22 protein-coding genes are annotated in these 25,503 nt (G+C 72.5%); 8 read left to right on the forward strand and 14 right to left on the reverse strand.

Annotated features, from left to right (window positions below; all coding sequences use genetic code 11):
• The first annotated feature begins 7 nt into the window (after positions 1 to 7).
• Complete coding sequence (locus ABZ385_RS23140; RefSeq protein WP_358588519.1) at positions 8 to 1,210, forward strand: amino acid deaminase/aldolase; 1,203 nt, start codon at positions 8 to 10, stop codon at positions 1,208 to 1,210.
• A gap of 64 nt (positions 1,211 to 1,274) precedes the next feature.
• On the opposite strand, the gene ABZ385_RS23145 is transcribed toward ABZ385_RS23140, so the two are convergent.
• From ABZ385_RS23145 to ABZ385_RS23170, 6 genes are all read right to left on the reverse strand, one after another.
• Positions 1,275 to 2,240 carry a DUF2510 domain-containing protein gene (locus ABZ385_RS23145; RefSeq protein ID WP_358588517.1) on the reverse strand — a complete coding sequence of 322 codons (966 nt, stop codon included), beginning with the start codon at positions 2,238 to 2,240 and terminating at the stop codon, positions 1,275 to 1,277.
• A 28-nt stretch (positions 2,241 to 2,268) separates the two neighbouring features.
• Positions 2,269 to 3,567: a haloacid dehalogenase-like hydrolase gene (locus ABZ385_RS23150; protein ID WP_358912938.1), complete on the reverse strand. Its 1,299-nt coding sequence runs from the start codon at positions 3,565 to 3,567 to the stop codon at positions 2,269 to 2,271.
• Positions 3,568 to 3,583: 16 nt separating this feature from the next.
• Complete coding sequence (locus ABZ385_RS23155) at positions 3,584 to 4,906, reverse strand: HAD family hydrolase (protein WP_358912940.1); 1,323 nt, start codon at positions 4,904 to 4,906, stop codon at positions 3,584 to 3,586.
• 91 nt (positions 4,907 to 4,997) lie between these two features.
• The gene (locus ABZ385_RS23160; RefSeq protein ID WP_358588510.1) at positions 4,998 to 5,777 is read right to left on the reverse strand and encodes a 3-oxoacyl-ACP reductase; all 780 of its coding nucleotides are present in this window, start codon (positions 5,775 to 5,777) and stop codon (positions 4,998 to 5,000) included.
• Positions 5,778 to 5,782: 5 nt separating this feature from the next.
• Positions 5,783 to 7,132: an aldehyde dehydrogenase family protein gene (locus ABZ385_RS23165; protein WP_358912942.1), complete on the reverse strand. Its 1,350-nt coding sequence runs from the start codon at positions 7,130 to 7,132 to the stop codon at positions 5,783 to 5,785.
• Between the two features lie 7 nt (positions 7,133 to 7,139).
• Entirely contained in the window at positions 7,140 to 8,510 is a 1,371-nt protein-coding gene (locus ABZ385_RS23170) for a glutamine synthetase family protein (protein WP_358588505.1), read from the reverse strand.
• Positions 8,511 to 8,585: 75 nt separating this feature from the next.
• Here ABZ385_RS23170 and ABZ385_RS23175 point away from each other — a divergent pair, with 75 nt between their 5' ends.
• From ABZ385_RS23175 to ABZ385_RS23185, 3 genes are all read left to right on the forward strand, one after another.
• Positions 8,586 to 9,335 carry an FCD domain-containing protein gene (locus ABZ385_RS23175; protein WP_358588502.1) on the forward strand — a complete coding sequence of 250 codons (750 nt, stop codon included), beginning with the start codon at positions 8,586 to 8,588 and terminating at the stop codon, positions 9,333 to 9,335.
• A 187-nt stretch (positions 9,336 to 9,522) separates the two neighbouring features.
• Positions 9,523 to 10,968 carry an ethanolamine permease gene (gene eat / locus ABZ385_RS23180; RefSeq protein ID WP_358912943.1) on the forward strand — a complete coding sequence of 482 codons (1,446 nt, stop codon included), beginning with the start codon at positions 9,523 to 9,525 and terminating at the stop codon, positions 10,966 to 10,968.
• A gap of 65 nt (positions 10,969 to 11,033) precedes the next feature.
• Complete coding sequence (locus ABZ385_RS23185) at positions 11,034 to 11,720, forward strand: gamma-glutamyl-gamma-aminobutyrate hydrolase family protein (protein WP_358700223.1); 687 nt, start codon at positions 11,034 to 11,036, stop codon at positions 11,718 to 11,720.
• A 57-nt stretch (positions 11,721 to 11,777) separates the two neighbouring features.
• Here the strand turns inward: ABZ385_RS23185 and ABZ385_RS23190 are convergent, their stop codons facing one another.
• Positions 11,778 to 12,719, reverse strand: a complete 942-nt coding sequence (locus ABZ385_RS23190) for a LysR family transcriptional regulator (RefSeq protein WP_358912945.1) — start codon at positions 12,717 to 12,719, stop codon at positions 11,778 to 11,780.
• Positions 12,720 to 12,790: 71 nt separating this feature from the next.
• Between ABZ385_RS23190 and ABZ385_RS23195 the strand changes: the two genes are divergently transcribed.
• Entirely contained in the window at positions 12,791 to 13,951 is a 1,161-nt protein-coding gene (locus ABZ385_RS23195; protein WP_358912947.1) for a TDT family transporter, read from the forward strand.
• Here the strand turns inward: ABZ385_RS23195 and ABZ385_RS23200 are convergent.
• The 5 genes from ABZ385_RS23200 to ABZ385_RS23220 all read right to left on the reverse strand — a co-directional run bounded on the left by ABZ385_RS23200 (position 13,878) and on the right by ABZ385_RS23220 (position 20,115).
• Positions 13,878 to 14,591, reverse strand: a complete 714-nt coding sequence (locus ABZ385_RS23200) for a helical backbone metal receptor (protein ID WP_358912996.1) — start codon at positions 14,589 to 14,591, stop codon at positions 13,878 to 13,880. The two genes, ABZ385_RS23195 and ABZ385_RS23200, sit on opposite strands and share 74 nt — an antisense overlap.
• 22 nt (positions 14,592 to 14,613) lie before the next feature.
• A complete protein-coding gene (locus tag ABZ385_RS23205; protein ID WP_358579073.1) occupies positions 14,614 to 15,189 on the reverse strand; it encodes an XRE family transcriptional regulator in 576 nt (191 codons plus the stop codon).
• Positions 15,190 to 15,247: 58 nt separating this feature from the next.
• The gene (locus ABZ385_RS23210; protein ID WP_358579071.1) at positions 15,248 to 16,294 is read right to left on the reverse strand and encodes a hypothetical protein; all 1,047 of its coding nucleotides are present in this window, start codon (positions 16,292 to 16,294) and stop codon (positions 15,248 to 15,250) included.
• Between the two features lie 145 nt (positions 16,295 to 16,439).
• On the reverse strand, positions 16,440 to 19,052 hold the full coding sequence (locus ABZ385_RS23215; RefSeq protein ID WP_358579069.1) for an ABC transporter permease/substrate binding protein: 2,613 nt from the start codon (positions 19,050 to 19,052) through the stop codon (positions 16,440 to 16,442).
• The gene (locus ABZ385_RS23220) at positions 19,045 to 20,115 is read right to left on the reverse strand and encodes a glycine betaine/L-proline ABC transporter ATP-binding protein (RefSeq protein WP_358579066.1); all 1,071 of its coding nucleotides are present in this window, start codon (positions 20,113 to 20,115) and stop codon (positions 19,045 to 19,047) included. The genes ABZ385_RS23215 and ABZ385_RS23220 overlap by 8 nt, the downstream gene beginning before the upstream one ends.
• 235 nt (positions 20,116 to 20,350) lie before the next feature.
• Between ABZ385_RS23220 and ABZ385_RS23225 the strand changes: the two genes are divergently transcribed.
• Both ABZ385_RS23225 and ABZ385_RS23230 read left to right on the forward strand, forming a co-directional pair.
• On the forward strand, positions 20,351 to 21,289 hold the full coding sequence (locus ABZ385_RS23225) for a 5'-3' exonuclease (RefSeq protein WP_358579081.1): 939 nt from the start codon (positions 20,351 to 20,353) through the stop codon (positions 21,287 to 21,289).
• A 52-nt stretch (positions 21,290 to 21,341) separates the two neighbouring features.
• Positions 21,342 to 22,178, forward strand: coding sequence for a siderophore-interacting protein (locus ABZ385_RS23230; protein ID WP_358912949.1), 837 nt, complete (start codon positions 21,342 to 21,344; stop codon positions 22,176 to 22,178).
• A gap of 90 nt (positions 22,179 to 22,268) precedes the next feature.
• Here ABZ385_RS23230 and ABZ385_RS23235 read toward each other — a convergent pair whose 3' ends face one another.
• Entirely contained in the window at positions 22,269 to 22,862 is a 594-nt protein-coding gene (locus ABZ385_RS23235) for a GNAT family N-acetyltransferase (RefSeq protein WP_358579062.1), read from the reverse strand.
• A 99-nt stretch (positions 22,863 to 22,961) separates the two neighbouring features.
• Between ABZ385_RS23235 and ABZ385_RS23240 the strand changes: the two genes are divergently transcribed.
• A complete protein-coding gene (locus ABZ385_RS23240; protein WP_358912951.1) occupies positions 22,962 to 23,888 on the forward strand; it encodes an RluA family pseudouridine synthase in 927 nt (308 codons plus the stop codon).
• A gap of 10 nt (positions 23,889 to 23,898) precedes the next feature.
• Here ABZ385_RS23240 and ABZ385_RS23245 read toward each other — a convergent pair whose 3' ends face one another.
• Complete coding sequence (locus tag ABZ385_RS23245) at positions 23,899 to 25,464, reverse strand: phosphatidylinositol-specific phospholipase C domain-containing protein (RefSeq protein WP_358912953.1); 1,566 nt, start codon at positions 25,462 to 25,464, stop codon at positions 23,899 to 23,901.
• Positions 25,465 to 25,503 lie beyond the last annotated feature (39 nt).

Below are 25,503 nucleotides of genomic sequence, written 5' to 3' on the forward strand. Positions count from 1 at the left end.
TTCCGCCATGACTGGCCTCGCCGCAGACCGAGCCCGCTACGACCGGGCCACCGCACATCTCGACGCCCCCCTCGCGATCGTGGATCTGGACGCGTTCGACGCCAACGCCGACGACCTCGTGCGCCGCGCGGGCGGCAAGCCGATCCGCGTCGCGAGCAAGTCCGTGCGCTGCCGGGCCCTGCTCGAACGCGTCCTGGCCCGCGACGGCTTCGCCGGGATCATGTCGTTCACGCTCGCGGAGTCGATATGGCTCGCGCGTTCCGGCTTCGAGGACGTGCTGCTCGCCTATCCCTCGGCGGACCGCGCCGGTTTCGCCGAGCTGAGCGCCGACCCGAAGCTGGCGGCCGCCGTGACCGTGATGGTCGACGACCCGGCGCAGCTGCGGCTGATCGACGAGGCCAGGAACGGCGGCACGGAACAAGTGCGGGTCTGCCTGGAGTTGGACACCTCCTTCCGGACACTGGGCGGCCGCGTGCGGATCGGCGCGCTCCGCTCCCCGCTGCACGCGCCCGCGCAGGTCGCCGCGCTGGCCCGGGCCATCACCCGCCGGCCCGGTTTCCGGCTCGTGGGCGTCATGGCGTACGAGGGCCATGTCGCGGGCGTGGGCGACGCGGTGGAGGGGCGTCCGGCGCGCTCGCGGACGATCAGGATGATGCAGGCCGCGGCGCGCCGGGAGCTGGCGGAGCGGCGGGCGCGGACCATCGGTGCCGTGCGGGCGGTGGTGCCGGACCTGGAGTTCGTGAACGGCGGCGGTACCGGCAGCGTGCAGCACACGGCGGCGGAGCGCGCGGTGACGGAGATCGCCGCCGGGTCGGGGCTCTTCGTGCCGCGGCTGTTCGACAACTACACGTCGTTCAGCGGCCGTCCGGCCGCGCTCTTCGCGCAGCCGGTGGTGCGCAGGCCGGGCCCGGGCACGGTGACGGTGCTCGGCGGCGGCTATCCGGCGTCGGGGGTCGCGGGCGCGGACCGCTCCCCGGTGCCCTATCTCCCCGAGGGCCTGCGGTACGACCCTCAGGAGGGCGCCGGCGAGGTGCAGACGCCGCTGCACGGGCCGGCGACGGACGATCTGCTGATCGGCGACAAGGTGTGGTTCCGGCACGCCAAGGCCGGGGAGCTGTGCGAGCGGTTCGCCGCGCTGCACCTGGTGGCGGGCGACGAGGTGACGGGGAGCGTGCCGACGTACCGGGGCGAGGGCCGCACCTTCCTGTGACCGGGCGCGGGCCCGCGGCGCCCCGGAGCCTGCCGCGGCACCCTTCGGAGCCCCGCGGGACGCCTCAGGGCGTCGCCCCCACGTCCTCGCCGACCCCGCCGCCCGTCGCGCTGTCGTCGACCGAGCGGATGCCCTTGACGACGCGGTCCATGTCGGACAGCGGCGGCGCGCCCTTGGCGACGTCGATGGAGAGGCGGACGATGACCATCGGTTCGGCGCCGATGCTCGACTTGAACGCCACCGACTGCACGTACCCTCCGGAGCCCTTGCCGGTCCGCACCTTCCAGCGCACGTAGTAGCCGCTGCGGCCGGCGACGGCGACCGTCCCCTCCGCGACCTTCTCGTGCCCGGTGATGCCGTCGTAGGGGTTGTTGCCGAGGACGTCCTCGCCGTAGACACTCTTGGCGGCGTCGTTGATGTCGCCCCTGGCCAGCGCCTTCGGGGAGGTCTCGTCGGTGGCGGTCACGGGGTGCGAGGTGATCTCGCCGTGGCGGCAGACGCCCGAGTCGCCGGGGCAGTCGTAGGTGTCCGGGGTCTGGAGGGTCGGCTCCCTGTTGACGGTGCTCTCGGCCTTCTCCCAGCCGTCGATGACGGGGAGCGTGAGCCCGTTGAGGTCGTCGACGAGGACGTCGGGGTTCGGGTCGGACGTCTTCGTCGGTGTCGGTGTCGGGGAGGGGCTCTCGCTCCCCTGCGTCGCGGTCGGGGCGCCGGACGGGGCGTCGCCGCCCCGCGCTTCGCCGTCGTCCTTGGTGAGGGCGACGACGCCCGTGACGATAGCGGCGACGAGGACCGCTCCGGCGGCGGCCAGCGCGATGGTCTTCGCGCGGCCGCCGCCGGAGCGGGTCCCCGGAGTGCTCACCGGCGTCGCGGCCAGGTCGGGCGCCGGGCCGAAGCCCTGCGCCGCCGGGGCCGCCGCCTGCGCGTTGCCGGGGGCGCGGCGGTGCTCGGTCCACGCGGCCCCGTCCCACCAGCGCTCGACGGAAGGCTGGTTCGGGTCCGGGTACCAGCCGGGCGGAGGTGTCATGCTCATTCCGGCACTCTAGGACGTGATCGGAAGGTCAGTACACCGAATCCCGCTGGTCGGGCACCACCGAGCCGTCGTCGCGCAGCACGGGGCCCTTGCTGCCGTCGTGCTCGTTGTACGCAGCGGTCGAGCACGGGTAGGTGCCGGTCTTGCGCGGCATCGGCTCGATGAACATCGGGTTCACCACCCAGCGGCCGTCGGCGTTGTCGTACGCGCGGCACATGAACTCGCTCTTGTTGCGGTTCAGCACGAGGTGCGCGCCGGTGGCGTCGCCGACGAAGGTGACATCCGTGTCGGCGTCGCCGCCGCCGAGCGCGATGCGCCGCGCCCGGTCCTGCTTCTGCCAGGCCGCCTTGCCCTTGACCCGGTAGATCTCCTGGTTGATGAAGCAGCGCTTGCCGTCGATGTAGGGGATGGCCTCGCCCTTGTTGACGGGCACATCGCCGCAGCCCTGGTTCCAGGTGGTGATGCGGCCCTCGCGGTCCAGGACGGAGCGGATGGCGATGGTGTGCGCGCGGTCGACGCCGACGCTCCTGGACCACACCTCGGCGACCGGTTCGGAGCCCGCCGAGACGATGTAGACGTCGAAGCCGGCCTTCTTGAGGGTGCGGATCAGGTCGCGCTGCTGGTCGTAGTAGCGGACGTAGCCGGGGATCTCATGGGTGCCGACGGTCTGCGTGGCGCCGACCGGGGCGGCGAGCGCCTCCTCGCGGGCCTTCGCGGCGTACGACTCCAGCTGAGGGACGGTGTGCCCGGCGAAGAGCTGCGGCACCCAGGCGTACTGCGGGACGGTGTGCCGGTGGTCCCACCGGCCCGCGAAGGCGGCGGCGCCGCTCATCGTCCTGCCGTCCTCGCGGATCTCGAAGATCTCGTCCGCGCAGGCGGTGTTCCTGGAGGTCGGCAGGGGCTTGCCGACGGGCACGTCGGTGCCGCAGGCCTCGGTGAGGGCGCGGTGCGCCTCGTCGGTCAGCCACTTGCTGGTGGCCTTCCAGCTCTTGGGGCGCAGGATCTTGTCGTGCCGCAGGGACCAGGCGATGGTCGCGTCGGTGACGTCGTTCTTGACGACCGTGTTGTCCCAGTCGAAGGCGGCGACCGGGCGCTTGTGCCCGTGGCCCAGGTGGGGGTTCGCGCAGCGGCCGCGCTCGTCGATCACCCGCTGGAGCCGGGCGCGGTTGTCGCCGTACCAGCTGAGCTTCTTCGAGAGCTGCGGGCAACGGACCTCTGCCGTGGCGGAGTTCGTGGGCGTGGCGGCGGCCGCGGGGAGCGCCGCGGGCACCGCCGCCAGCGCGGCGGCCGCCGCCAGGGTCAGCGCCGAAATGTTTCTGTTACGCATGCGAGTGGACCGTACATCAGTCCTGTGCGGCGGGCGACGGCGTCGACGTCCCGAACACCGTGTCCCGCTGATCGGAGATCACCGAGCCGTCCGTACGGCGCACCGGGCCCTGCCGGCCGTCCCGTTCGGTGTAGCCGGTGGTGGCGCAGGGGTAGGGGTCCGCCTTCTCGCCCTTGGGCTCGATGAACATGGGGTTGACCAGCCAGCGGCCGTCGCCGTTCTCGTAGGCGCGGCACATCAGTTCGTTCTTGTTGCGGTTCAAGGCGAGCCTGAGGCCGGTGGCGTCGCGCAGGAAGGAGATGTCCGTGTCCGAGTCGCCGGCCGCGAACACCTGCCGCCGCGCGGCGGGTTGGACCCGCTCGGCGGCGGCGCCGCGCACGCCGAGGATCTCCTTGTTGATCCAGCAGCGCTTGCCGTCGATGTACGTGATCATCGAGTCGTCGCCGTCCGCGACGGTGCCGCAGCCCTTGAGGTGGGCGGTCTGCCTGCCGTGGGCGAGGACGTTGCGGATGCCGAGGGTGTGCCGGGCGTCGACGCCGACGGCCGCGGCCCACACCTCGGCGACCGGCTCGGGCGACGCGGAGACGACGTACACGTCGAAACCGGCCTTCTTCAGGGTGCGGATCAGGTCGCGCTGCTGGTCGTAGTAGCGCACCCAGCCGGTGACCTGGTGGGTGCCGACCCGCTGCCGCGCCCCGACGGGCGCGGCGAGGTTCTCCTCGCGCGCGGCGGCCGCGAAGCCCTTGACCTGGCGGGTGGTCCAGCCCCGGGTGAGCTGGGCGAGCCAGGCGTACTGCGGTTCCATGCGCCGGTGGTCGAAGCCCGCGAAGGCCGGCGCGCGCGAGGTCGTGGCGCCCTCGCCGTAGACGGACAGGATCTCGTCGGCGCAGGCGGCGCCCCGGGCGGTGTTCCGGTGCGTGGGCAGGGTGGCCCGGGTGGCCGGGCAGGCCTTGGCCAGGGCCTTGGCCGCCGGGTCGGTCAGGTAGCGGCTCGTGGTGTGCCAGTCGCCGCCCGAGGGCGTGCGGATCCTGCCGTGGCGCAGCAGCCAGAACATGGTGGCGTCGCCGATGTCGTTCTTGACGACGGTGTTGTCCCAGTCGAAGGTGGCGAGGGGCTTGGCGCCGTGCCCGTCGCCGCATCGGCCGTAGCGGTCCACCATGTGCTGGAGTCTGGCCTTGTTGCTGCCGTACCAGCCCGCGGAGACGGTGAGCGCGGGGCACTTGTCGGCCCGCGGCGGGGCGTCCTGGGTCGCCTCGGCGGTGGCCTGGACGCCGAGGAAGCCGGTGGTGGCGACGGCGAGCACGGATGCGGCCGCGATGGCGCGGCGCTTGAGGTTCACGAACACACTCCCGTGTCTACGCGGGCCGGTCGGGCGTCGTGCGACGCCCGGCCGACGTGCGGGTGGCTGCCGGGTGAACGGCGCGCTGTGCCTACAGCGGGGTCACGTACGCGCCGGTGAGCCCGCCGTCGACGAGGAAGTCGGTGGCGTTGACGAACGAGGAGTCGTCGCTGGCGAGGAACGCCACGGCGGCGGCCATCTCCTCGGCCTCGGCGAAGCGGCCCACGGGGATGTGCACGAGGCGGCGCGCGGCGCGCTCGGGGTCCTTGGCGAACAGCTCCTGGAGCAGCGGTGTGTTGACCGGGCCCGGGCAGAGCGCGTTGACGCGGATGCCCTCGCGGGCGAACTGGACCCCCAGCTCGCGGGACATGGCGAGGACGCCGCCCTTGGACGCGGTGTAGGAGATCTGCGAGGTCGCCGCGCCCATCCTGGCGACGAACGAGGCGGTGTTGATGATGGAGCCCTTGCCCTGGCGCCGCATGTAGGGGATGGCGGCCTTGCAGCACAGGTAGACGGAGGTGAGGTTGACGTCCTGGACGCGCTTCCAGGCCTCCAGGCCGGTGTCCAGGATGGAGTCGTCGTCGGGCGGTGAGATGCCCGCGTTGTTGAAGGCGATGTCGACGGAGCCGTAGGTGTCGTAGGCGGTCCTGAAGAGCGCCTCGACCTCCTCGGCGTCGGTGACGTCGACGCGTACGAAGGTCCCGCCGACCTCCTCGGCGGCGGCCTTGCCCGCGCTCTCGTCGATGTCGCCGCAGACGACGTGGGCGCCTTCGGAGGCGAGGCGGCGCGCGGTGGCGAGGCCGATGCCGCTGCCGGCGCCGGTGATGACGGCGGTGCGGCCGACGAGGCGGCGGCAGATGTTCTCTGACATGGGGTTCAGGCCTCCGTGCTGATGAAGACGTTCTTGGTTTCGGTGAAGGCGTGCAGCGCGTCCGGGCCCAGCTCGCGCCCGAGGCCGGACTGCTTGTAGCCCCCGAAGGGGGTCCAGTAGCGCACGCTGGAGTGCGAGTTGACGGAGAGGTTCCCGGCCCTGACGGCCTCGGAGACCCGCAGGGCCCGGCCCACGTCCCGCGTCCAGATGGAGCCGGACAGGCCGTACGGCGAGGCGTTCGCGAGGCGGATCGCGTCCTGTTCGTCGGTGAAGGGCAGCAGCACCGCGACGGGGCCGAAGATCTCCTCGACGGCGGCGGGTGAGTCGGGCCGCTCGGCGGTCAGGACGGTCGGGGGGAACCAGAAGCCGGGCCCGGTGGGGGCGCTGCCGCGGATGCCGGGCGCCTCGTCCGGCACGAGCGCGCGCACGTTCTCCAGCTGCCGGCGGGAGATCAGCGGACCCATCTGCGTCTTCGCATCCCGCGGATCGCCCACGACGACCTCGCCGAGCGCCTCGGTCAGCAGCGCCGCGACCTCGTCGTACACCGACTCCTGTACGAGGACGCGGGTGCGGGCGCAGCAGTCCTGGCCGGAGTTGTCGAGGAAGGAGAAGGGGTCGGTGGCGGCCTTGAGGTCCGCGTCGGCGAAGACGATGTTGGGGCTCTTGCCGCCCAGTTCCAGGGTGAGCCGTTTGACCTGGCCCGCGCAGCGCTCCATGATCTCGCGGCCGGTGCGCGTGGAGCCCGTGAAGACGATCTTGGCGACGTCGGGGTGGTCGACCAGGGCGCGGCCGGTGATGTGGCCGTGGCCGGGCAGCACCTGGAAGACGTGCTCGGGCAGTCCGGCCTCCAGGGCCAGTTCGGCGAGTCGCAGGGCGGTGAGCGGGGTGGTCTCGGCGGGCTTGAGCAGGACGGTGTTGCCCGCGGCGAGGGCGGGGGCGAAGCCCCAGGCGGCGATGGGCATCGGGAAGTTCCAGGGGGCGATGACGCCCACCACGCTCAGCGGTTCCCGGAAGGTGACGTTCCAGCCGCCGGGCGCCGGGATCTGCTGCCCGGTGAGGCGTTCGGCGCCCCCGGCCGCGTACAGGAGCAGGTCCCGGACGTTGCCCGCCTCCCAGCGGGCGTTGCCCGGCAGGTGACCGGCCTCGCGGACCTCCAGATCGGCCAGCTCGTCGAGGTGGCCGTCGACGGTGTCGGCGAAGCGGCGCAGCAGCCGGGCGCGGTCTGCGGGGGCGACGGCGGCCCAGGCCCGCTGGGCGCCCACGGCCCGCTCCACGGCGCGCCGCACGTCGTCCGCGTCGGCGGCGGGGACGGTCGCGATGACCTCTTCCGTCGCCGGGTTCAGTACGTCGAGCAAGGCTGCCTCACAAGCGTTCGAAGGAGCGGCGGAGCTCCCAGTCGGTCACCGCGGAGTCGAAGGCGGTCAGCTCGACCCGCGCCATGTTGCGGTAGTGCGCGACCACCTCGTCGCCGAAGGCGGCCTTGGCGATGGGGCTGTTCTCCCACAGCTCGGCGGCCTCGCGCAGGGTGGTGGGGACGTGGGCGTAGTCGCCGGTGTAGGCGTTGCCGGTGCACTCGTCCGGCAGTTCGAGCTTGTGCTCGACGCCGTACAGGCCGGCGGCGACCAGCGCCGCGACCGCGAGGTAGGGGTTCACGTCGCCGCCGGGCAGCCGGTTCTCGAAGCGCAGGGAGCGGCCGTGGCCGACGACGCGCAGCGCGCAGGTGCGGTTGTCGTGGCCCCACGCGGCGGCGGTCGGCGCGAAGGAGCCGGGCACGAACCGCTTGTAGGAGTTGATGTTGGGCGCGTAGAGGAGGGAGAAGTCGCGCAGCGCGGCGAGCTGGCCGGCGAGGAAGTGCCGCATGAGGGGCGACATGCCGCCGGGGTCGTCCGGGGAGCCGGCCATGGCGTTGGCGCCGTCGGCGTCCTGGAGCGAGAGGTGGATGTGGCAGGAGTTGCCCTCGCGCTCGTTGAACTTGGCCATGAAGGTGAGCGAGACACCTTCCTGGGCCGCGATCTCCTTGGCGCCCGTCTTGTAGATGGCGTGCTGGTCGCAGGTGACGAGGGCCTCGTCGTAGCGGAACACGATCTCGTGCTGGCCGGGGTTGCACTCGCCCTTGGCCGACTCGACGACGAGCCCGGCGGCCGCCATCTCGTTGCGGATGCGGCGCAGCAGGGGTTCGACGCGGCCGGTCCCGAGGACGGAGTAGTCGATGTTGTACTGGTTGGCGGGCGTGAGGTTCTTGTAGCCGGCGTCCCAGGCCCGCTCGTAGGTGTCCTTGAAGACGATGAACTCCAGCTCGGTCCCCACGTGCGCGCTGTAACCGAGCTCCGCGAGCCGGTCGAGCTGGTGGCGCAGTATCTGGCGGGGGGCCGCGACGACGGGTGAGCCGTCGTTCCAGGCGAGGTCCGCCATCAGCATCGCGGTGCCCTCGTTCCAGGGGACGCGGCGCAAGGTGGTGAGGTCGGCGTGCAGGGCGAAGTCGCCGTAGCCGCTCTCCCAGGAGGACATGGCGTATCCGTCGACGGTGTTCATCTCCGTGTCGACGGCGAGGAGGTAGTTGCAGCCCTCCGTGCCGTGTTCGAGGACCTCGTCGAGGAAGAAGCGGGCGGCGAACCGCTTGCCCTGGAGCCGCCCCTGCATATCGGGGAAGGCCAGGACGACAGTGTCGATCTCGCCGCTCGCGACGAGGGCGGTCAGCTCCTCGACGGCGAGCGGGGGTGTGCGGTCTGCCACGGGAAATGCCTCCTTGGGTCAGCCGGGAGCCATAAGGTATTGCGGAGAACCTTTGCTTGGGAAGGGGGTACGGAGATGTCGCACCCGGAAGAGGGCAGATCTCCCGTGTCGCGGGACGCGGACGGGCTGACTCCGGTACTGCGCCCGGTGCGGGCGGGCAACGGCTTCGAGGAGGCGCTGGAGCAGATCCTCCAGGTCGTCCGCCTCGGCCTGGTGCCGGGCGGCGAACGCCTGCCGTCGGAGCGGGAGTTGGCCGACCGCCTCGGCATCAGCCGGGTCACGCTGCGGGAGGTCCTGAAGGTGCTGACCGACCAGGGCCTGGTCGAGTCGCGGCGCGGGCGGTACGGCGGCACCTTCGTGCGCCCGCGCCCCGAGGCGGCGGGCGAGGACGAGCTGCGCCGGCGGATCGCGGACGTGGACGTGGAGGACGCGCTGCGCTTCCGGGAGGTCCTGGAGGTGGGGGCGGCCGGGCTGTGCGCGGCGCACGGCCTCACCGGCGACCAGGCTGACCGGCTGCGGGCGGCGCTCGCGCGGACGCACGACGCGCCCCTGTCGCAGTACCGCCGCCTGGACACGCTGCTGCACCTGACGCTCGCCGAGCTGTGCGGCTCCCCCACGCTCACCGCACAGTACGCCGCGGTGCGGGCGACCGTGAACGACCTGCTGGACTGCATCCCGCTGCTGGTGCGCAACCTGGAGCACTCGCAGCGCCAGCACACCGCGCTCGTGGAGGCGGTGCTCGACGGGGACGCGGACGGGGCGCGAGAGATGATGCGGGAGCACTGCGCGGGCACGGCGGCGCTGCTGCGGGGGTTCTTGACGTGAGGCGGCCTTTTACCTCTCCGTAACGCACGGGTCTTGCTTTCCCGCCCCCGGCACGGCAAAGGTATGCATCCGTTCCATTGAATCGCCCAGCGGCCCAGCGGCCCAGCCGCCCAGTCGCCAAGCCACTAAGCCGCCCAGCCCTCCCCCTCCCCGCCCCGCAGTGCCGCCGCCGCAGAGGAGCCGTGCCATGACCGTGGAGTCCAGCAAGCCGAGCCCCGCCGAACCGGCGGACGACTATCTGGAGCGCAGGACGCTCCGCCGGGGCAGCGCGGGGTGGCTGCTGCTCACCGGCCTCGGCGTCGCCTACGTCGTGTCGGGCGACTTCTCGGGCTGGAACTTCGGCCTGGCCGAGGGCGGCTTCGGCGGCCTCGGGATCGCCATGGCCCTGATGGGCGTGATGTACGCCTGCATGGTCTTCTCGCTCGCCGAGCTCTCCTCCGTGCTGCCCACGGCCGGCGGCGGCTACGGCTTCGCGCGCCGGGCGCTCGGCCCTTGGGGCGGCTTCCTGACCGGCACGGCGATCCTCATCGAGTACATCCTGGCGCCCGCCGCGATCTCCATCTTCATCGGCGACTACGTCGAGTCGCTCGGCCTGTTCGGCCTCACCTCCGGCTGGCCCGTCTACCTCGCCTGCTTCGTCGTCTTCATCGGCATCCACCTGTGGGGCGTCGGCGAGGCGCTGCGCTTCAGCTTCGTCGTGACCGGCGTCGCCGTGGCGGCGCTGCTGGTCTTCGCCGTCGGCGCGTTCCTGGACTTCGACGCCGCCCGACTGAACGACATACCCGTGGACGCGGACGCCTTCGGCGCCAACTCCTGGCTGCCGATGGGCCTGCTGGGCATCTGGGCGGCGTTCCCGTTCGGCATGTGGTTCTTCCTCGGGGTGGAGGGCGTGCCGCTGGCCGCCGAGGAGACGAAGGACCCGGCGCGCACGCTGCCGCGGGCGATCCGCTGGTCGATGGCCATCCTCGTCGCCCTCGCGCTCCTCACCTTCTTCGCCTCGGCCGGCGCGCGCGGCGCCGACGCGCTCCAGGACGCGGGCAACCCGCTGGTCGAGGCGCTGCAGCCGGACGGCGAGGCGACGGGCCTGAGCCGCGTCATCAACTACGCCGGTCTCGCGGGGCTCGTGGCGTCCTTCTTCTCCCTCATCTACGCGGGCTCGCGCCAGCTCTTCGCGCTCTCCCGCGCCGGCTACCTCCCCCGCTTCCTGTCGCTCACCAGCAGCCGCAAGGCGCCCTACCTGGGTCTGCTCGTGCCCGGCGCGATCGGCTTCGGGCTGGCCGCGGCGACCGGGGACGGCGCCCGCATGCTGAACGTCGCGGTGTTCGGCGCCACCATCTCGTACGCGCTGATGTCGCTCTCGCACATCGTGCTGCGCCGCCGCGAGCCGGGCCTCGAGCGCCCCTACCGCACGCCCGGCGGCGTCCTGACCTCGTCGGTCGCGCTGGTCCTCGCCTGTGCGGCGCTGGTCGCCACCTTCCTGGTGGACGTGACGGCGGCGGTCATCGCGCTCGTGGTGTACGGGGTGGCCATCGCCTACTTCGGGCTGTACAGCCGCCGCCACCTGGTGGCGAGCGCGCCGGAGGAGGAGTTCGCGGCGCTCGCGGCCGCCGAGGCAGAGCTGGAGCGGGACTGAGCACCTCCGCGCGGACAGCGGCGAGGACGACGAGGACCACGAGGACGACGACGAGGGAGAACGCAGTGGGCGGCAGGCCGCTGATCGGTGTCAGCACCTATCTGGAGGAGCGGGCGAGCTGGCGCGTGTGGGAGCTGCCCGCGGCGCTGCTGCCCGCCGCGTACCCGAACCTGGTGCGGCGGGCGGGCGCCCTCGCCGCCCTGCTGCCGCCGGACGACCCGTCGTACGCGCGTTCCGTCGTCGCCCGGCTGGACGGCGTGGTCATCGCGGGCGGGCCCGACGTCGAGCCCGGGCGGTACGGGGCGCGGCGCGAGGAGCTGACCGGGCCGCCCGCGCCGGAGCGGGACACCTGGGAACTGGCCCTGATCGAGGCCGCGCTGGAGTCCGGGACGCCGCTGCTCGGCATCTGCCGGGGCATGCAGCTGCTGAACGTGGCGCTCGGCGGCACGCTGGTGCAGCACCTGGACGGGCACGCGGTGGCGCCGGGCGTCTTCGGCACGCACACGGTGAAACCGGTGCCGGGCACGCTCTACGCGTCCCTCGCCTCGGACGCGGCGTCGGACGTGCCGACGTACCACCATCAGGCCGTGGACCGCCTCGGCGAGGGCCTCACGGTCTCGGCCCACGCGGAGGACGGCACCGTGGAGGCCATCGAACTGGCTCCGCCCGCCTGGGCGTTGGGCGTGCAGTGGCACCCGGAGATGGGGGAGGACACGCGGGTCATGGCGGCGCTGGTCCGAGCCGCCTCCTGAGCGCGGCCCGCTGCGCCCTGCGACTCCGCCGCCCCTACGGCCGCGCCCCCGCTCGGCTCAGCGCCCGCCCCGCGTGAGCGTCAAGAGGTCCCTTCCCGGGCCCGTCGGGCGGTGGCCCGTGGGCCAGACGGCGCGCAGTTCGCGGCGCAGGCGGATCTCCCGCAGGGGGATCTCCACCAGGCGGCGCGCCGCCAGCTCCTCGCCCACGGCGAGTTCGCTCAGGACCGAGGGGCCCGCGCCGCTGACCGCCGCGGCCTTGACCGCCGTCGTCGAGGACAGTTCGATCAGCGGGCGGGCCAGGCCGCCGAGTGCCGCGTCCAAAACCTGGCGGGTGCCCGAGCCCTCCTCGCGCAGGATCAGCGGCGTCGCCGCCAGCTCCTGGGCGCCGAGCGGTTCGCCGCGCCGCGCCCAGGGGTGCCCGGGCGCCGTCACGACGACCAGCCGGTCGTGCGCGATGACCACGTCGTCGAGACCGGCCGGCACCGTGAGCCCCTCGACGAAGCCGAGGTCCGCCTCGTCGGCCAGCAGCCGCGACGCCACGGCCGCGGAGTTGCCCGCGAGGAGCGAGACGGCCGTGTCGGGGCGCTGGCTCCGCAGCGCGATCAGCCAGCCCGGCAGCAGATACTCGGCGATCGTCATGCTCGCCGCCACCCGCAGCCGCGAGTCCCTGCGGTCGCGCAGCGCCTGCGCCCCCGCGTCGAAGGCCTCCGCCGCCTCCACGATCCGCCCCGCCCAGTCGGTGACGAGCGCCCCGGCGTCCGTCAGGCGCGAGCCGCGCGGCGACCGGTCGACCAGCGCGACGCCCAGCTGCCGCTCCATCGCGCGGACCCTGCTGCTCGCCGCCGGCTGCGTGATGCCCAGCTCCCGCGCGGCCCGCCCGAGGCTGCCGAGCCGGGCCACGGCCAGCAGCAGCTGGAGCGCCCCGAGGTCGGGGACGCGGTGGGCGAGCGCCGCCTGCGCCGATGCGGGCGGCGGAGCTGACGGAGAGGGCTGACTCATAAAGCCAGCTTATGTCCTCATAGGAACGTACTCCCTGGCGCGGCCCCCCGTCCGCGTACGACGGTGGAGCCATGGTCACCGTCGCCCGCCCGGCTCCTCCCGCTCCCCCCACCCCCGGCCCCCGGCTCCCCGCCGTCCGCCACCTCGGCCCGAACTGGTACGCGTCCGTCATGGGCACCGCCATCGTCGCCACGGCGGGCGCCACCCTCCCCTACCGGGTCCCGGGCCTGCGGACGGCCTGCACCGCCGTCTGGGCGCTGTCCCTCGTGCTGCTCGCCGTGCTGCTCATCGCCCGCGCCGGGCACTGGGCCCACCACCGCGACCAGGCCCGTGCCCATCTCCTCGACCCGGCCGTGGCCCCCTTCTACGGCTGCCTGTCCATGGCGCTGCTCGCGGTCGGCGGCGGCGCGCTGATCGTCGGCGAGGACTGGATCAGCGCCGGCGCCGCCGTCGCGGTCGACGCCGTGCTGTTCACCCTCGGCACCCTGATCGGCCTCGCCGGCGCCGTCGTCATCCCGTATCTGATGGTGGTCCGCCATCGCATCACCGCCGACCAGGCCTCGCCCGTGTGGCTGCTGCCGGTGGTGGCCCCGATGGTGTCGGCGGCCCTCGGCCCGCTGCTGATACCCCGGCTGCCCGAGGGCACGGCCCAGCGGACACTGCTGTACGCCTGCCTGGCGATGTTCGGCCTGAGCCTGCTCGCCACCCTGGTCGTCCTGCCGGTGGTCTTCGCCCGTCTGGTGACCTCGGGCCCGCCGCCCCTGGCGCTCACCCCGACCCTGTTCCTGGTGCTCGGCCCGCTGGGCCAGTCGACGACCGCCGCCAACAAGTTCGCGGACGCCGCCCCCGGCGTCGTACCCGCCCCGCTCGACCAGGGCTTCCTCGTCCTCGCCGTGCTCTACGGCGTGCCCGTGACGGGCTTCGCCCTGCTGTGGCTGGCACTCGCTCTCGCCCTGGTGCGGCGCGCCCGGCGCGCCGGGATGGGCTTCGCGATGACCTGGTGGGCGTTCACCTTCCCCGTCGGCACCTGCGTGACGGGCGCCGAGGGGCTGGGCGGGCACACCGGCCTGCCGGTGTTCGACTGGCTCGCGGCCGGGCTCTACACCTTCCTCGTCGCCGCCTGGGCGGTGGCGCTGGCGCTCACCGCGCGCGGTGTCGTCACCGGCGAGCTGCTCGCAGGGCCGCGCCGAGCACGGCGGGTGCCTCCGCCAGCGAAGGCCCGTACCAGGTGAGGTGACGGCCGCTGACCAGCGCGACGGGCAGGCCGGGGAACGCCTCGGGGCCGTCCTCGGGCGTGAAGCGGTACGGCTCGTCGGGCAGGACGACCAGGTCGAGACCGGCCGCGCACAGCTCCTCGGCCGGGATGCGCGGATACCGCTCGGCGTGGCCGGCGCAGGCGTTGTCGATGCCCAGGCGGGCGAGCAGGTCCCCCGCGAACGTGTCCCGGCCGAGGACCATCCACGGCCGCCGCCAGATCGGGATCGCCGCCCGCAGCCGGGCCGGCGGGCGGGGCAGCCGCCACGCCGCCTCCGCCGCGGCCGGCCAGCGTGCGGAGCCGGCCCCGCACGCCGCGAGGACCCTGCGCAGTTCCCGGAAGGCCTGATCCAGCGTCCGCACCTCGGTCAGCAGGACCTCGATGCCCGCCGCGCGCAGGGCGGCCAGGTCGGGGGCGCGGTTCTCCTCCTCGTTGGCGATCACCAGGTCGGGGGCGAGGGAGATGATCCGGGGCACGTCGGGGTTCTTCGTGCCGCCCACCCGGGTGACGTCCAGGTCCGGCGGGTGGTCGCACCAGTCCGTGGCCCCGACCAGCGCGCCGGGCACGCTCACGGCGACCGCCTCGGTCAGCGAGGGCACCAGCGAGACGACCCGCAGCGGCCCCCGCGTCCCGGGCACCTCAGCGCCCGCCGTCGTCGATCGCCTCGATGTGGTCCCCCACGGCGACCACCAGGACCCGGGTGTCCGCCACCGTGGCCCGCCAGCGGTGGCGCACCCCTCCGGTGAGGAAGACGCTGTCGCCGCGCCCGAGGCGGTAGGCGCGGCCCTCCGCCTCCATCTCGACGGCGCCCTCGACGACGTACATCAACTCGTCGTTGCGGTGCTGGAGTTCGCGGCCCTCGTCGTGGTCGCCGACGAATTCGAGGACCTGGAGCTGGTGGTGGCCGCGGGCGAGCAGGCGTACGCGCGCCTCGGGTGTGGAGGTGTCGAGGTCCGTGTCGTCGTCGGCGCGCACGACATCGACGGTGCGGGCCGGGTCCGCCGCGGCGAGCAGCTCGACGTCGGTGGTGCGCAGGGCGTCCGCGACGCGCTGGAGGGAGCGTCTGCTGGGCCGGGCGCGTTCGTTCTCGATCTGGCTGAGGAAGGGCACCGACAGGCCGCTGCGCTCGGCGACGACGGCGAGGGTGAGCTCCAGCTGCCGGCGGCGCCGCCGCACGGCCGAGCCCACCCGGAGGGTCTCCTTGTGCTCGTCCATCGCCTCGGCTCCCTTCGGCGCGTCGGTCCACTCTCCACCCTGCGGGGTCCTTGGCACCCTACGCATGTTCACCGGGCGGTTCCGCCCCGTCGGCCGGATGGTCACACGCCCCCGACGCCGATCGAAGCCTGTGCCAGTACAGCAGCTGACCGGCCTCCGCGGGGGCGGAACCCTCGGCCGGGACGAACAGACTGACGAGCAGCGCGGGCCGGCCCCCCGGGTCGGTCAGCAAGGTCGCGGAGGGGTTGGCGAAGGCGCGGCTGCCGCCGTGGGTGCGTACGTCGAGGCTGTCGGCGCGGCCGCTCACGGGATCGTAGGCGTACAGGCCCCAGCTGCCGAAGTCAGCGCGCCGCCCCTGCCCCTCGACGAGGACGGCGCCCTGCCCGCCGAGCGCGACGGGCGTCCGGTCGCCGATGTTGCCGCCGGTGCCCCAGGCGCGCACGGCGCGGTCCAGGCGCCGGTCGGGTTCGGCGTGCCAGTGCCGGAAGCCGGTGAGGGTGGCCCGCAGCTGGCGGTCGGTGTCGCAGGCGGCGCGGTAGTGCCCGGTGAGGTGGATGGTGCCGCCGCGCACGGCGGTGACGCCGGGGGTGCCCTCGGCGCAGCGCGACAGGGTGCGGGGCGCGTCGAAGGCGCGATCCGCGCGGCCGTGGAGCAGCGCCGCCGTGTTCTCGTAGGCGCGGACGGCGATGTGGTTGCGGGGGTCCTTCTCGTACGCGAGGACGTAGCCGCCGCGCCCGTCGTGGGCGAGCGAGGCCTGGTGGGTGCCGGGGCCGAAGTCGTGGCGGCGCCGCCAGTGCCGCAGGTCGGTGGAGGTGGCGACGGCGGCGTGGAAGCGGCCGTCGGGCAGCAGCGTGTGGTAGACGGCGAGGTAGCGGCCGTCCTGGGCCTGCTCGATCTCGGCGGCGTCCATGGTGCGCCCGGTGTGGTCCCGCGCGTCGTAGCGGTGGCCGTCGGCGGTGGTGACGTCGGAGGCGAGCGCGGCCAGGCGGGCGGTGGCCGCGGAGGCGGGGGCGGCGTCCGCGCGGGCCAGCTGCGCGAGGAGCAGGGCGACGGAGAGGGCCAGGGCCGAGGTGACGGCGAGGCGGGGCGTCGTGCGGACGGTCACGGCGGGGCAGCACTTACGTTCGAGTGGAGGGGCGGGTGCCCAGCCTAGGGAGCGGCGGGAGCCCCGGGAACGCCCCGAGGGGTGGGCTTCGCCACAGGGCGAGGCCCACCCCTCGGGAGCGGGACACGGGGAGGAAGGGATCGGCCTACTGCGCGGGCGTCATCTTCTCCTCGAAGCCCGGGTTCTTCTTCAGCCAGGAGTCGACGGCCGCGGGCTCATGGCCCTTGCCCGCCTTGTTGATCTCGTTCTCCAGGCCGGCCAGTTCCTTCTCGCTCATCTTGAAGTGCTTGAGCCACTTCGTGAGCCGCGGGTACTGCTCCGGGAACTCCTTGCTGGAGATCGTCCGGATGGTGTCGCCCTTGCCGAAGGCGGCCTTGGGGTCCTTGAGCTTGGTCAGCTCGTACTCGTTGTACGCCCAGTGCGGCGACCAGAGCAGGACCGCGACCGGCTCCTTCTTGGCGTACGCCGACTTCAGCTCGGAGAGCATCGCGGGCGTCGAACCGGAGACGATCTTGTACTCGTCGTCCAGGCCGTAGCCGGGCAGGACCTTGTCCTTGAGCGCCGTCATCACACCCGTGCCGGGCTCGATGCCGACGATCCTGCCCTTGAACCTGTCGCCCTTGCCCTTGAGGTCCGCCAGCGACTTCACGTCCTTGACGTAGGAGGGGACGGCGACCTCCAGCGACGTCGGGCTGTACCAGGAGCCCAGGTCCTCGAGGTTCGCCTTGTTCTTCTCCCAGTACTGCTTCTGGGCGGTGGGCAGCCAGGCGTCGAGGTCCAGGTCGAGGTCGCCCTGGGCGAGCGCGGTGTAGACGGGGCCGACGTCGGAGGGCGTCAGCTTCATCTTGTAGCCGCGCTTCTCCAGGACCCGCTTCCAGAGATTGGTGACGGCGACGTTCTCGTCCCAGGCGAAGTACGCGGCGTTCAGCGGGCGCTTCGCCTCGGCGGGCGTGGACTTCTCCGGCAGCGGGGCCAGCTTGTCGACGACGCCCGGGTTCTTCTTCAGCCAGGCGCGGACGGCTTCCTGCTGCTTGCCCTTGCCCGCCTTGTTGATCTCCGCCTCAAGGCCCGTGAGCTGCTTCTCGCTCATCTTGAAGTCCTTGAGCCACTTGGCGACCTGCGGGTTCTGGGCCGAGAAGCCCTTGCGCGCCAGCGTGTGCACGCCGTCGCCCTTGCCCCAGGCGCCCTTGGGGTCCTTGAGCTTCTTCAGGTCGAAGTCGCTGTACGCCCAGTGCGGCGACCAGAGCGTGGTGACGATCGGCTCCTTCTTGGCGTACGCGCGCTTCAGCTCGGCCAGCATCGCGGGCGTGGAGCCGTCGACGACCTTGTACTCCTTGTCCAGGCCGTAGGCCCCGAGCACCTTGTCCTTGAGCAGGCCCATCATCCCGGCGCTCGACTCGATGCCGACGATCTTGCCGTGGAACGTGCCGCTCCTGCCCTTGAGGTCCGCCAGCGAGTCGACGCCCTTCACGTACGAGGGCACGGACAGCTCCAGCGAGGTCGGGCCGAACCACGCGCCCAGGTCCTCCAGCTTGTCGCCGTACTTCTTCCAGTACGCGGCGTGCGTCGTCGGCAGCCAGGAGTCGGTCTGGAAGTCCACGCCGCCCTGCGCCAGCGAGGTGTAGAGCGGGCCCGCCTCCAGCTGCTTGGTCTGCGGCTCGAAGCCGCGCTGCTCCAGGATCTCCTTCCAGAGGAAGGTGGAGGCCACGCCCTCGTCCCAGGGGATGTACCCGATGTTGATCTTCGCGCCCCGGCCGACGTTCGCAGCGTCCGCGGTGGTTTCCTCGGACTTCGAGCCGCCGAAGACGCCCATGCCGCCCGCGACGAGGGCGAGGACGACCACGCCGACGACCGCGACCGCGGCCTGCGGCCGGTAGGTCCAGATGTTCAGGCCCCGCGCGGCACGCGCCTTGGCGGCGGCGCGCCGGCCCAGCGGGGAGACCTGGGTGCCCAGCGAGCCGGTCATCCGGTCCAGGTAGATCGCCAGGATGACGATGGCGACGCCGGCCTCGGAGCCGAGGCCCACGTTGAGCTGGCCGATGGCCTCGTTGACGTCGGCGCCCAGGCCCTCCGTGCCGACCATGCCCGCGATGGCGGCCATGGACAGGCCCAGCATGATGACCTGGTTGACACCGGCCATGATCGTGGGGAGGGCGAGGGGCAGCTGGACGCGCAGCAGGATGTTGCGCGGGGTGGTGCCGAACGCGTCGGCGGCCTCGACCAGTTCCTTGTCGACCTGGCGGATGCCCAGCTCCGTCATGCGCACGCCGGGGGCGAGCGCGAAGATCAGGGTGGCGACGATGCCGGCGGGGGCGCCCATCCCGAAGAAGAGGATGGCGGGGATGAGGTAGATCATCGCCGGCAGCGTCTGCATGAAGTCGAGCACCGGGCGGACGATGCCGCTGACCGTGTTCGACCGTGCCGCCCAGATGCCCACCGGCACGGAGACGACCAGCGCGATGACCGTCGAGACGAGCACCAGGGCCAGCGTCATCATCGCGTGGTCCCACAGCTCCAGCGAAACGATGAACGCGAAGCCCGCGAAGGTCAGCACACCGGCGACCACACCGCGCAGCCAGAACGCGATGACGGCGAAGATGCCCGCGAGCAGCAGCGGCTCGGGCGCCTGGAGCACGTCGGCTATGCCGTCGTAGGCGCCCTGGAAGACGGTCTTGAAGAAGTCGAACAGCCACGACATGTGGCTGAGCAGCCAGTCGACGGTGTCGTTGACCCACTCACCGAACGGAATCCTAGGCACCGCTGACCACCTTCTCGCTGTCCCGCGGTTCGTCCTCGGGGCTCATCGGCTCGCCCAGTACGGCCAGCAGCCGCTCCCGCGGCACGACGCCGACGAGCTCGCCGTCCGCGTCGGTCACGGCGACCGGCACCACGCTGGTGGAGCAGGGCGTGAACAGGTCGATGATCGGGGTGTCGGCGGTGACCGCGGCGGGCGCGTCGGCCCGTACGTAGCCGCTGTCCGGGTCCGCCATGATCGCGCCGGCGGTGAGCACCCGGGCGCGGTCGACGTCCTGCGTGAACGCGGCGACGTAGTCGTTGGCCGGGGTGACCAGGATGTCCTCGGCGGTGCCGATCTGGACGATGCGGCCGTCGCGCATGACGGCGATCTGGTCGCCCAGGCGCATGGCCTCGTTCAGGTCGTGGGTGATGAAGACGATCGTCTTCTTCAGCCGCTTCTGGAGTTCGAGGAGCTGGTCCTGCATGTCGCGCCGGATCAGCGGGTCGAGCGCGCTGAACGACTCGTCCATCAGGAGCAGGTCGGCGTCGGTGGCGAGCGCGCGGGCCAGGCCCACCCGCTGCTGCATGCCGCCGGACAGCTCGTCGGGCCAGGACTTCTCCCAGCCCTTGAGGCCGGCGAGCTCCAGCGCCTCCGTGGCGCGCTTCTCGCGCTCGGCGCGCGGCACGCCCTGGACCTCCAGGCCGTAGCCCGCGTTCTCCAGCACGCTGCGGTGCGGGAAGAGCGCGAAGTGCTGGAAGACCATGCTGATCTTCTTGGAGCGCACCTGGCGCATCTGGCGCGCGCTCAGCTCGGTGAGGTCCTGGCCGTCGAAGCGGACGTGACCGGCCGTCGGCTCCGACAACCCGTTGAGCATGCGCAGCAACGTGGACTTACCGGATCCGGAGAGACCCATGACGACGAAGATCTGGCCCGGTTCGACCTCGAAGGAGGCGTCGATCACGGCGGCGGTGGTGCCGTCGGCGCGCAGCTCCTCCCGGTCGGCTCCGTGGCGGAGTCGCTCCACCGCGTCAGCGGGTCGTCTGCCGAACACCTTGTACAAGTGCTCGGCCTGCAGCCTGGACACATACACCTCTCGGGTCGAACCAAGACGGCCCGCCTCCCCCGCCGGCGGGCCGTGGAGCACCGTGGCCTCTGCCCACTTGCCCGGTCAAAATGTTGAATCCTCGACGGGGTGCACTCCGGCGGCGCGCCTGCCCCGACTCATGAGAACCAAACACAGAAGTGACCCAGCTCACTCCACCGCCGGTCCGCATGTCGTCGCCCCAGGTCGGGGGAGGCTGTCGGTGCCGTGCGGCATGATGCGGACCGTGACTCAGCGAACACGACGGCTCATGCTCCTCGACACGGCCTCCCTCTACTTCCGGGCCTACTTCGGCGTCCCGGACTCCGTGAAGGCCCCGGACGGCACGCCGGTCAACGCCGTGCGCGGGCTGCTCGACTTCATCGCCCGCCTCGTCCAGGACCACCGGCCCGACGACCTGGTCGCGTGCATGGACGCGGACTGGCGCCCGCACTGGCGCGTCGAGCTCATCCCCTCCTACAAGGCGCACCGCGTCGCCGAGGAGAGCGCGCAGGGCCCGGACGCCGAGGAGGTCCCCGACACCCTCTCCCCGCAGGTGCCGGTGATCGAGGCGGTCCTGGACGCGCTGGGCATCGCCCGGGTGGGCGTGCCGGCGTACGAGGCCGACGACGTGATCGGCACCTTCGCGGCCCGCGCCACGGGACCGGTCGACATCGTCACCGGCGACCGCGACCTCTACCAGCTGGTGGACGACGCGCGCGGCATCCGCGTCCTGTACCCCCTCAAGGGCGTCGGCACCCTCCAGGTCACCGACGAGGCGTGGCTGCGCGGGAAGTACGGCGTGGACGGCCCGGGCTACGTCGATCTGGCGCTGCTGCGGGGCGATCCGAGCGACGGCCTGCCCGGGGTGCCCGGCATCGGCGAGAAGACGGCGGCCAAACTCCTGGACGCCTACGGCGACCTGGCCGGGATCATGGCCGCCGTGGACGACCCGCGCTCGAAGCTCACCCCCTCCCAGCGCAGGCGCCTGGACGAGTCCCGGCCGTACGTGGCCGTCGCGCCGAAGGTCGTCCGGGTCGCCGCCGACGTCCCGCTGCCCGAGGTCGACGTGGCACTCCCCCGCGCGCCCCGCGACGCGGCGGCCCTCGAAGAGCTGGCCGAGCGGTGGAACCTGGGCGGCTCGCTCCACCGCCTCCTCGCCACGCTCCAGCCCTGAAGTGCTAGCTTAGGTAAGCCTAAGTAGCTGAGGACCAGGGGAGGCCGCCGCCATGGCAGAACGTCCGGCACGCAAAGCGCCGAAGACCCACACGGGGCGGGTCGTGCGCACCGAGCGCCTGACCCCGCACATGCAGCGCGTGGTGCTCGGCGGCGAGGGCCTCGCCGAGTTCGCGGCGGGCGAGTGCACCGATCACTACGTCAAACTGCTCTTCGACGCCGAGGGCGTCACCTATCCGGAGCCCTTCGACATGCAGCGGATCCGCGAGGAGTTCCCCCGGGAGCAGTGGCCGGTCACCCGGACCTACACCGTGCGCTCGTGGGACCCCGGGGCGCGGGAGCTCGCCCTCGACTTCGTGATCCACGGCGACGAGGGCCTCGCGGGCCCCTGGGCGCGGGACGTCCGGCCCGGCGCCACGATCCGCATGCTCGGCCCCGGCGGCGGCTACGCCCCGGACGCGGGCGCCGACTGGCACCTGCTGGTCGGCGACGAGAGCGCCCTGCCCGCGATCGCCGCCGCGGCGGAGGCCCTCCCCGAAGGCGCCGTCGCCCGGATCTTCGTGGAGGTCGAGGGCCCCGAGGAGGAGCAGAAGATCGCCACGGACGCGGAGGTCGTCTGGCTGCACCGCGCCGGCCGCCCGGTGGGCCGGGCATTGATCGAGGCCGTGCGTTCCCTGGAGTGGCCCGCGGGCGACGTGCAGGCCTTCGTGCACGGCGAGGCGGGCTTCGTGAAGGAGCTGCGCCGCCTGCTGCGCGTCGAGCACGAGGTGCCGCGCGAGCGCCTGTCCGTCTCCGGCTACTGGCGCCTCGGTCACAACGAGGACGGCTGGCAGGCCTCCAAGCGGGAGTGGAACGCGCAGGTGGAGGCGGAGCAGGAAGCCGCCGCGTAGGCGCTGGGCCCGCAAGCACGCGTTGGCGGCCACCCTGGAAGCGGGGGGCCGCCTTCTGCCGTACGCGTCCCCGGTGGCACCCCGCCCCCGTCATGCCACTTCGGCGTCGCCCGCGATCCGCGCGTGCAGATGCATGTCGTGCCAGCCGTCCGCGTGCAGCAGCGCGCTGCGCTTGGTGCCCTCCGCGGGGAAGCCGGCCTTCAGGGCGACCCGGCACGACGCCTCGTTGGCCGTCGCGTGCGTCAGTTCGAGGCGGTGCAGGCCCACCTCGTCGAACGCCCACCGCGTGAGGCGGTCGACCGCGCGCGGCGCGATGCCCCGGCCGCGCGCCGACGGCATCGTCCAGTAGGCGATCTCGGCCTGTCCGTCCCCCAGGCGGATCTGCCGCAGGGCGACCCGGCCCAGGACCTCGTCCGTCACGGCGTCGGCGATCGCCCAGTACGCGTCGTCCTCACCGGCCCACGCCGCGCGCCAGTCCGCGATCCAGCCGAGCACCTCGCTCGCGGAGTCGGCCACGCGGGCGTGCCACCGCTGGAGCAGGGGGTCCTGGAACGCCTCGTACACGGCGGGAGCGTCGGCGTCCGTCCAGGGCCTGAGGACCAGGGCGCCGGGGACGGGAAGCGCGGGCTGCGCCCGGCGGGCGAGCGTGCCGGGCGCGACCACGTCGGAGATCGTGAAGGGCATGGCCCCATCGTGGCAGCGCGGCCCGCGCGACGGCACCGGTTTTCCGCCCCCGCACCGACGCATGCCCTGACCTGCGCCGCCCCGTACGCTGGCCCCCTGATGAGACGCAAGACCCGCATTCCGCCCGCCCCGCTCCCCCAGCGCGAGGGCGTCGACCCCGTGCGGGTCAGACTGCCGGCCGACGGGGCGTGGCCGACCGTGCGCGACCACCTCGTGGAGCGGCTCTCGGCCGGGCCCGGGGTCATCGACGCGATGCTCCGGGACGGCCGGATCGTGGGCGCGGACGGTGTTCCGGTGGCGCCCGACGCGCCCTACGCGCCGGGCGCCTTCGTCTGGTTCCACCGGGACCTGCCCCCGGAGGTCCCGGTGCCGTTCGCCCTCGACGTCGTCCACCGGGACGAGCACATCGTGGTCGTGGACAAGCCGCACTTCCTCGCCACGATGCCGCGCGGCGGCCACGTCACCCAGACGGCGCTCGCCCGGCTCCGCACGGACCTGGGCATCCCGGCGCTGAGCGCCGCGCACCGTCTGGACCGGCTGACCGCCGGGCTGCTGCTGTTCACCGTGCGGCCGGACGAACGCGGCGCCTACCAGACGCTGTTCCGCGACCGCCGCGTCCACAAGGAGTACGAGGCGATCGCGCCCCACGACCCCGAGGTGCCGCTCCCGCGCACCGTGCGCAGCCACATCGTGAAGGAACGCGGCGTCCTCGCGGCGTACGAGGTCGAGGGCGCCGAACCGAACAGCGAGAGCCGCGTCGAACTGGTCGAGGTCCGCGGCGGCCTCGGCCGCTACCGGCTGACCCCGCACACCGGCCGCACCCATCAACTGCGCGTCCACATGAACGCGTTGGGGCTGCCGATCCTCGGCGACCCGCTCTACCCGGTGGTGACCGGACCCGTGGCGCCGGACGACTTCCGGCGGCCCCTGCAACTCCTGGCGCGCGTCCTGGAGTTCACGGATCCGGTCACGGGCCACCCGCACCGCTTCGTCAGCGGGCGCACCTTGGCGGCCTGGTCGGTCTGAACCGCACCGGTCACTTGCTCGGGCAGGTCTCCTGGGTCACCTTGCCGCCCGACTTGTCGGCGGTGGCCGGGTCCATCGACAGGCACATGCCCGTCCAGTTGTTGACGAACTTGTAGGCCTGCTCTTCACCGTTCGAGGTGGTGACCTTGACCGGGACGATGTTCCACATCTGGCTGCCGGAGAACCAGCGGGTCTCGCAGTCCCACCAGAACATCTGGGTGCCGGAGCCGGGCGGGGTGCCGTTGTTGTAGGGCACGGTCAGGCACTTGCCGTTGCTCGCCTTGATCCAGAAGTGGCCCTTGTCGTCGAACGAGGAGGGCTTCTCGGCTCCCCACTGGTGGCTGCTGGGCGGGCTCGACTGGCACTCGCGCTGGGTGACCTCACCGCCGGACTTGGAGTCGTCGAATTCGGGCCCCCGCACCATGCAGCGGCCGTACAGCGTGTTCACGTAGGTCTTGTCGCCCTTGACCTGCCAGAGCATCCGGTTGCCGCTGCTGCGGGCATCGTCCTTGTTGTGGTCGATGATCGCGTTGACCAGGCCCCAGCCCGGGAAGTCCATCATGACGATGCCGACGCGGCCCCGCGTCTTGTTGAGGTGCTTCATCAGGTGGTAGTTCACCCCCGGGACCTCGGTGCTGTCGCCGTTCTGGACCTTCGTGTACCCGCCGGCGTAGTGACGCGGCGACCCCCCGCCGGGGGCCCTGCTCGCGGACGCGTACGTCACGTACATGTTGGACGCGGCGGACATGGCCTCGTCGACGTTCTTCTTGACGTAGTTCCACTTCTCCGTGATGTCCGAAGCGTTGTAGTGGTCCTCGTTGCGGTCGTTGAAGCCCGCGAGCCCGTACTTCGAGTCCTCGACGCTGTCGAAGCTGCCCAGGACCAGCTTGCCGCGGACCTCCCCGAGCTTGGGGATCGTCGCCGGGCCGGTGCCCGTGATCGACGGCGCCCAGAACAGCTTGGAGTACTCGTCCTTCTTCGCGTAGAAGCCGAAGATGTCCTTGACGTTCTTCGCGGTCATCGTGTCCGGGTCGTGCTTGCACTCGAACGGCGTGGCACCCGAGTAGGGGCACTCGGACTTCAGCCGCATCACGACCGTCTCGGTCGGATGCGCCTTGAGGAAGGACTTCGTCTTCTTCAGGACGTCGTCGAAGTTGGCGTTCTGGTAGAAGGCGGCGTGGTGGATCGCGAAGTCCTGGCCGTCGTTGACGACGCGGACCCGGATGTCGATGGCACGGATACCGCGCTCGTACTGCGCCGTCAGCGTATTCGCGCTGTCGCCGTAGTCCTCCTGCGTCTGCACGGCCGCCCCGCCGTGGAGGGAGAGCGTGTCATGGGTACCGGGGATGGACATCGCCGACAGCCTGGTCTCGCTGGCGACGCCCGACATCCACTCGTCCCGGTCCGGCTGCCCGAGGTTGTCGAAGGCGTCCCTGTTGGTCGACCCGGCCGCCCCTGCGGCCGTGGGCGTCAGCAGTGCCGCGCCCAGCGCGACACTGACCGTCATCAAAGCTGCCAGCGTGCGGGACCGTCTGCGCGATCCCGCGCCGGTGGCGCGGGGGGTGGGGCTGGGCATGGGACTCCTGTCCAAGCGGGGCAATAGGTGCCCAGCTTC

Source organism: Streptomyces sp. NPDC005898, assembly GCF_040629635.1.
Classification (GTDB): domain Bacteria; phylum Actinomycetota; class Actinomycetes; order Streptomycetales; family Streptomycetaceae; genus Streptomyces.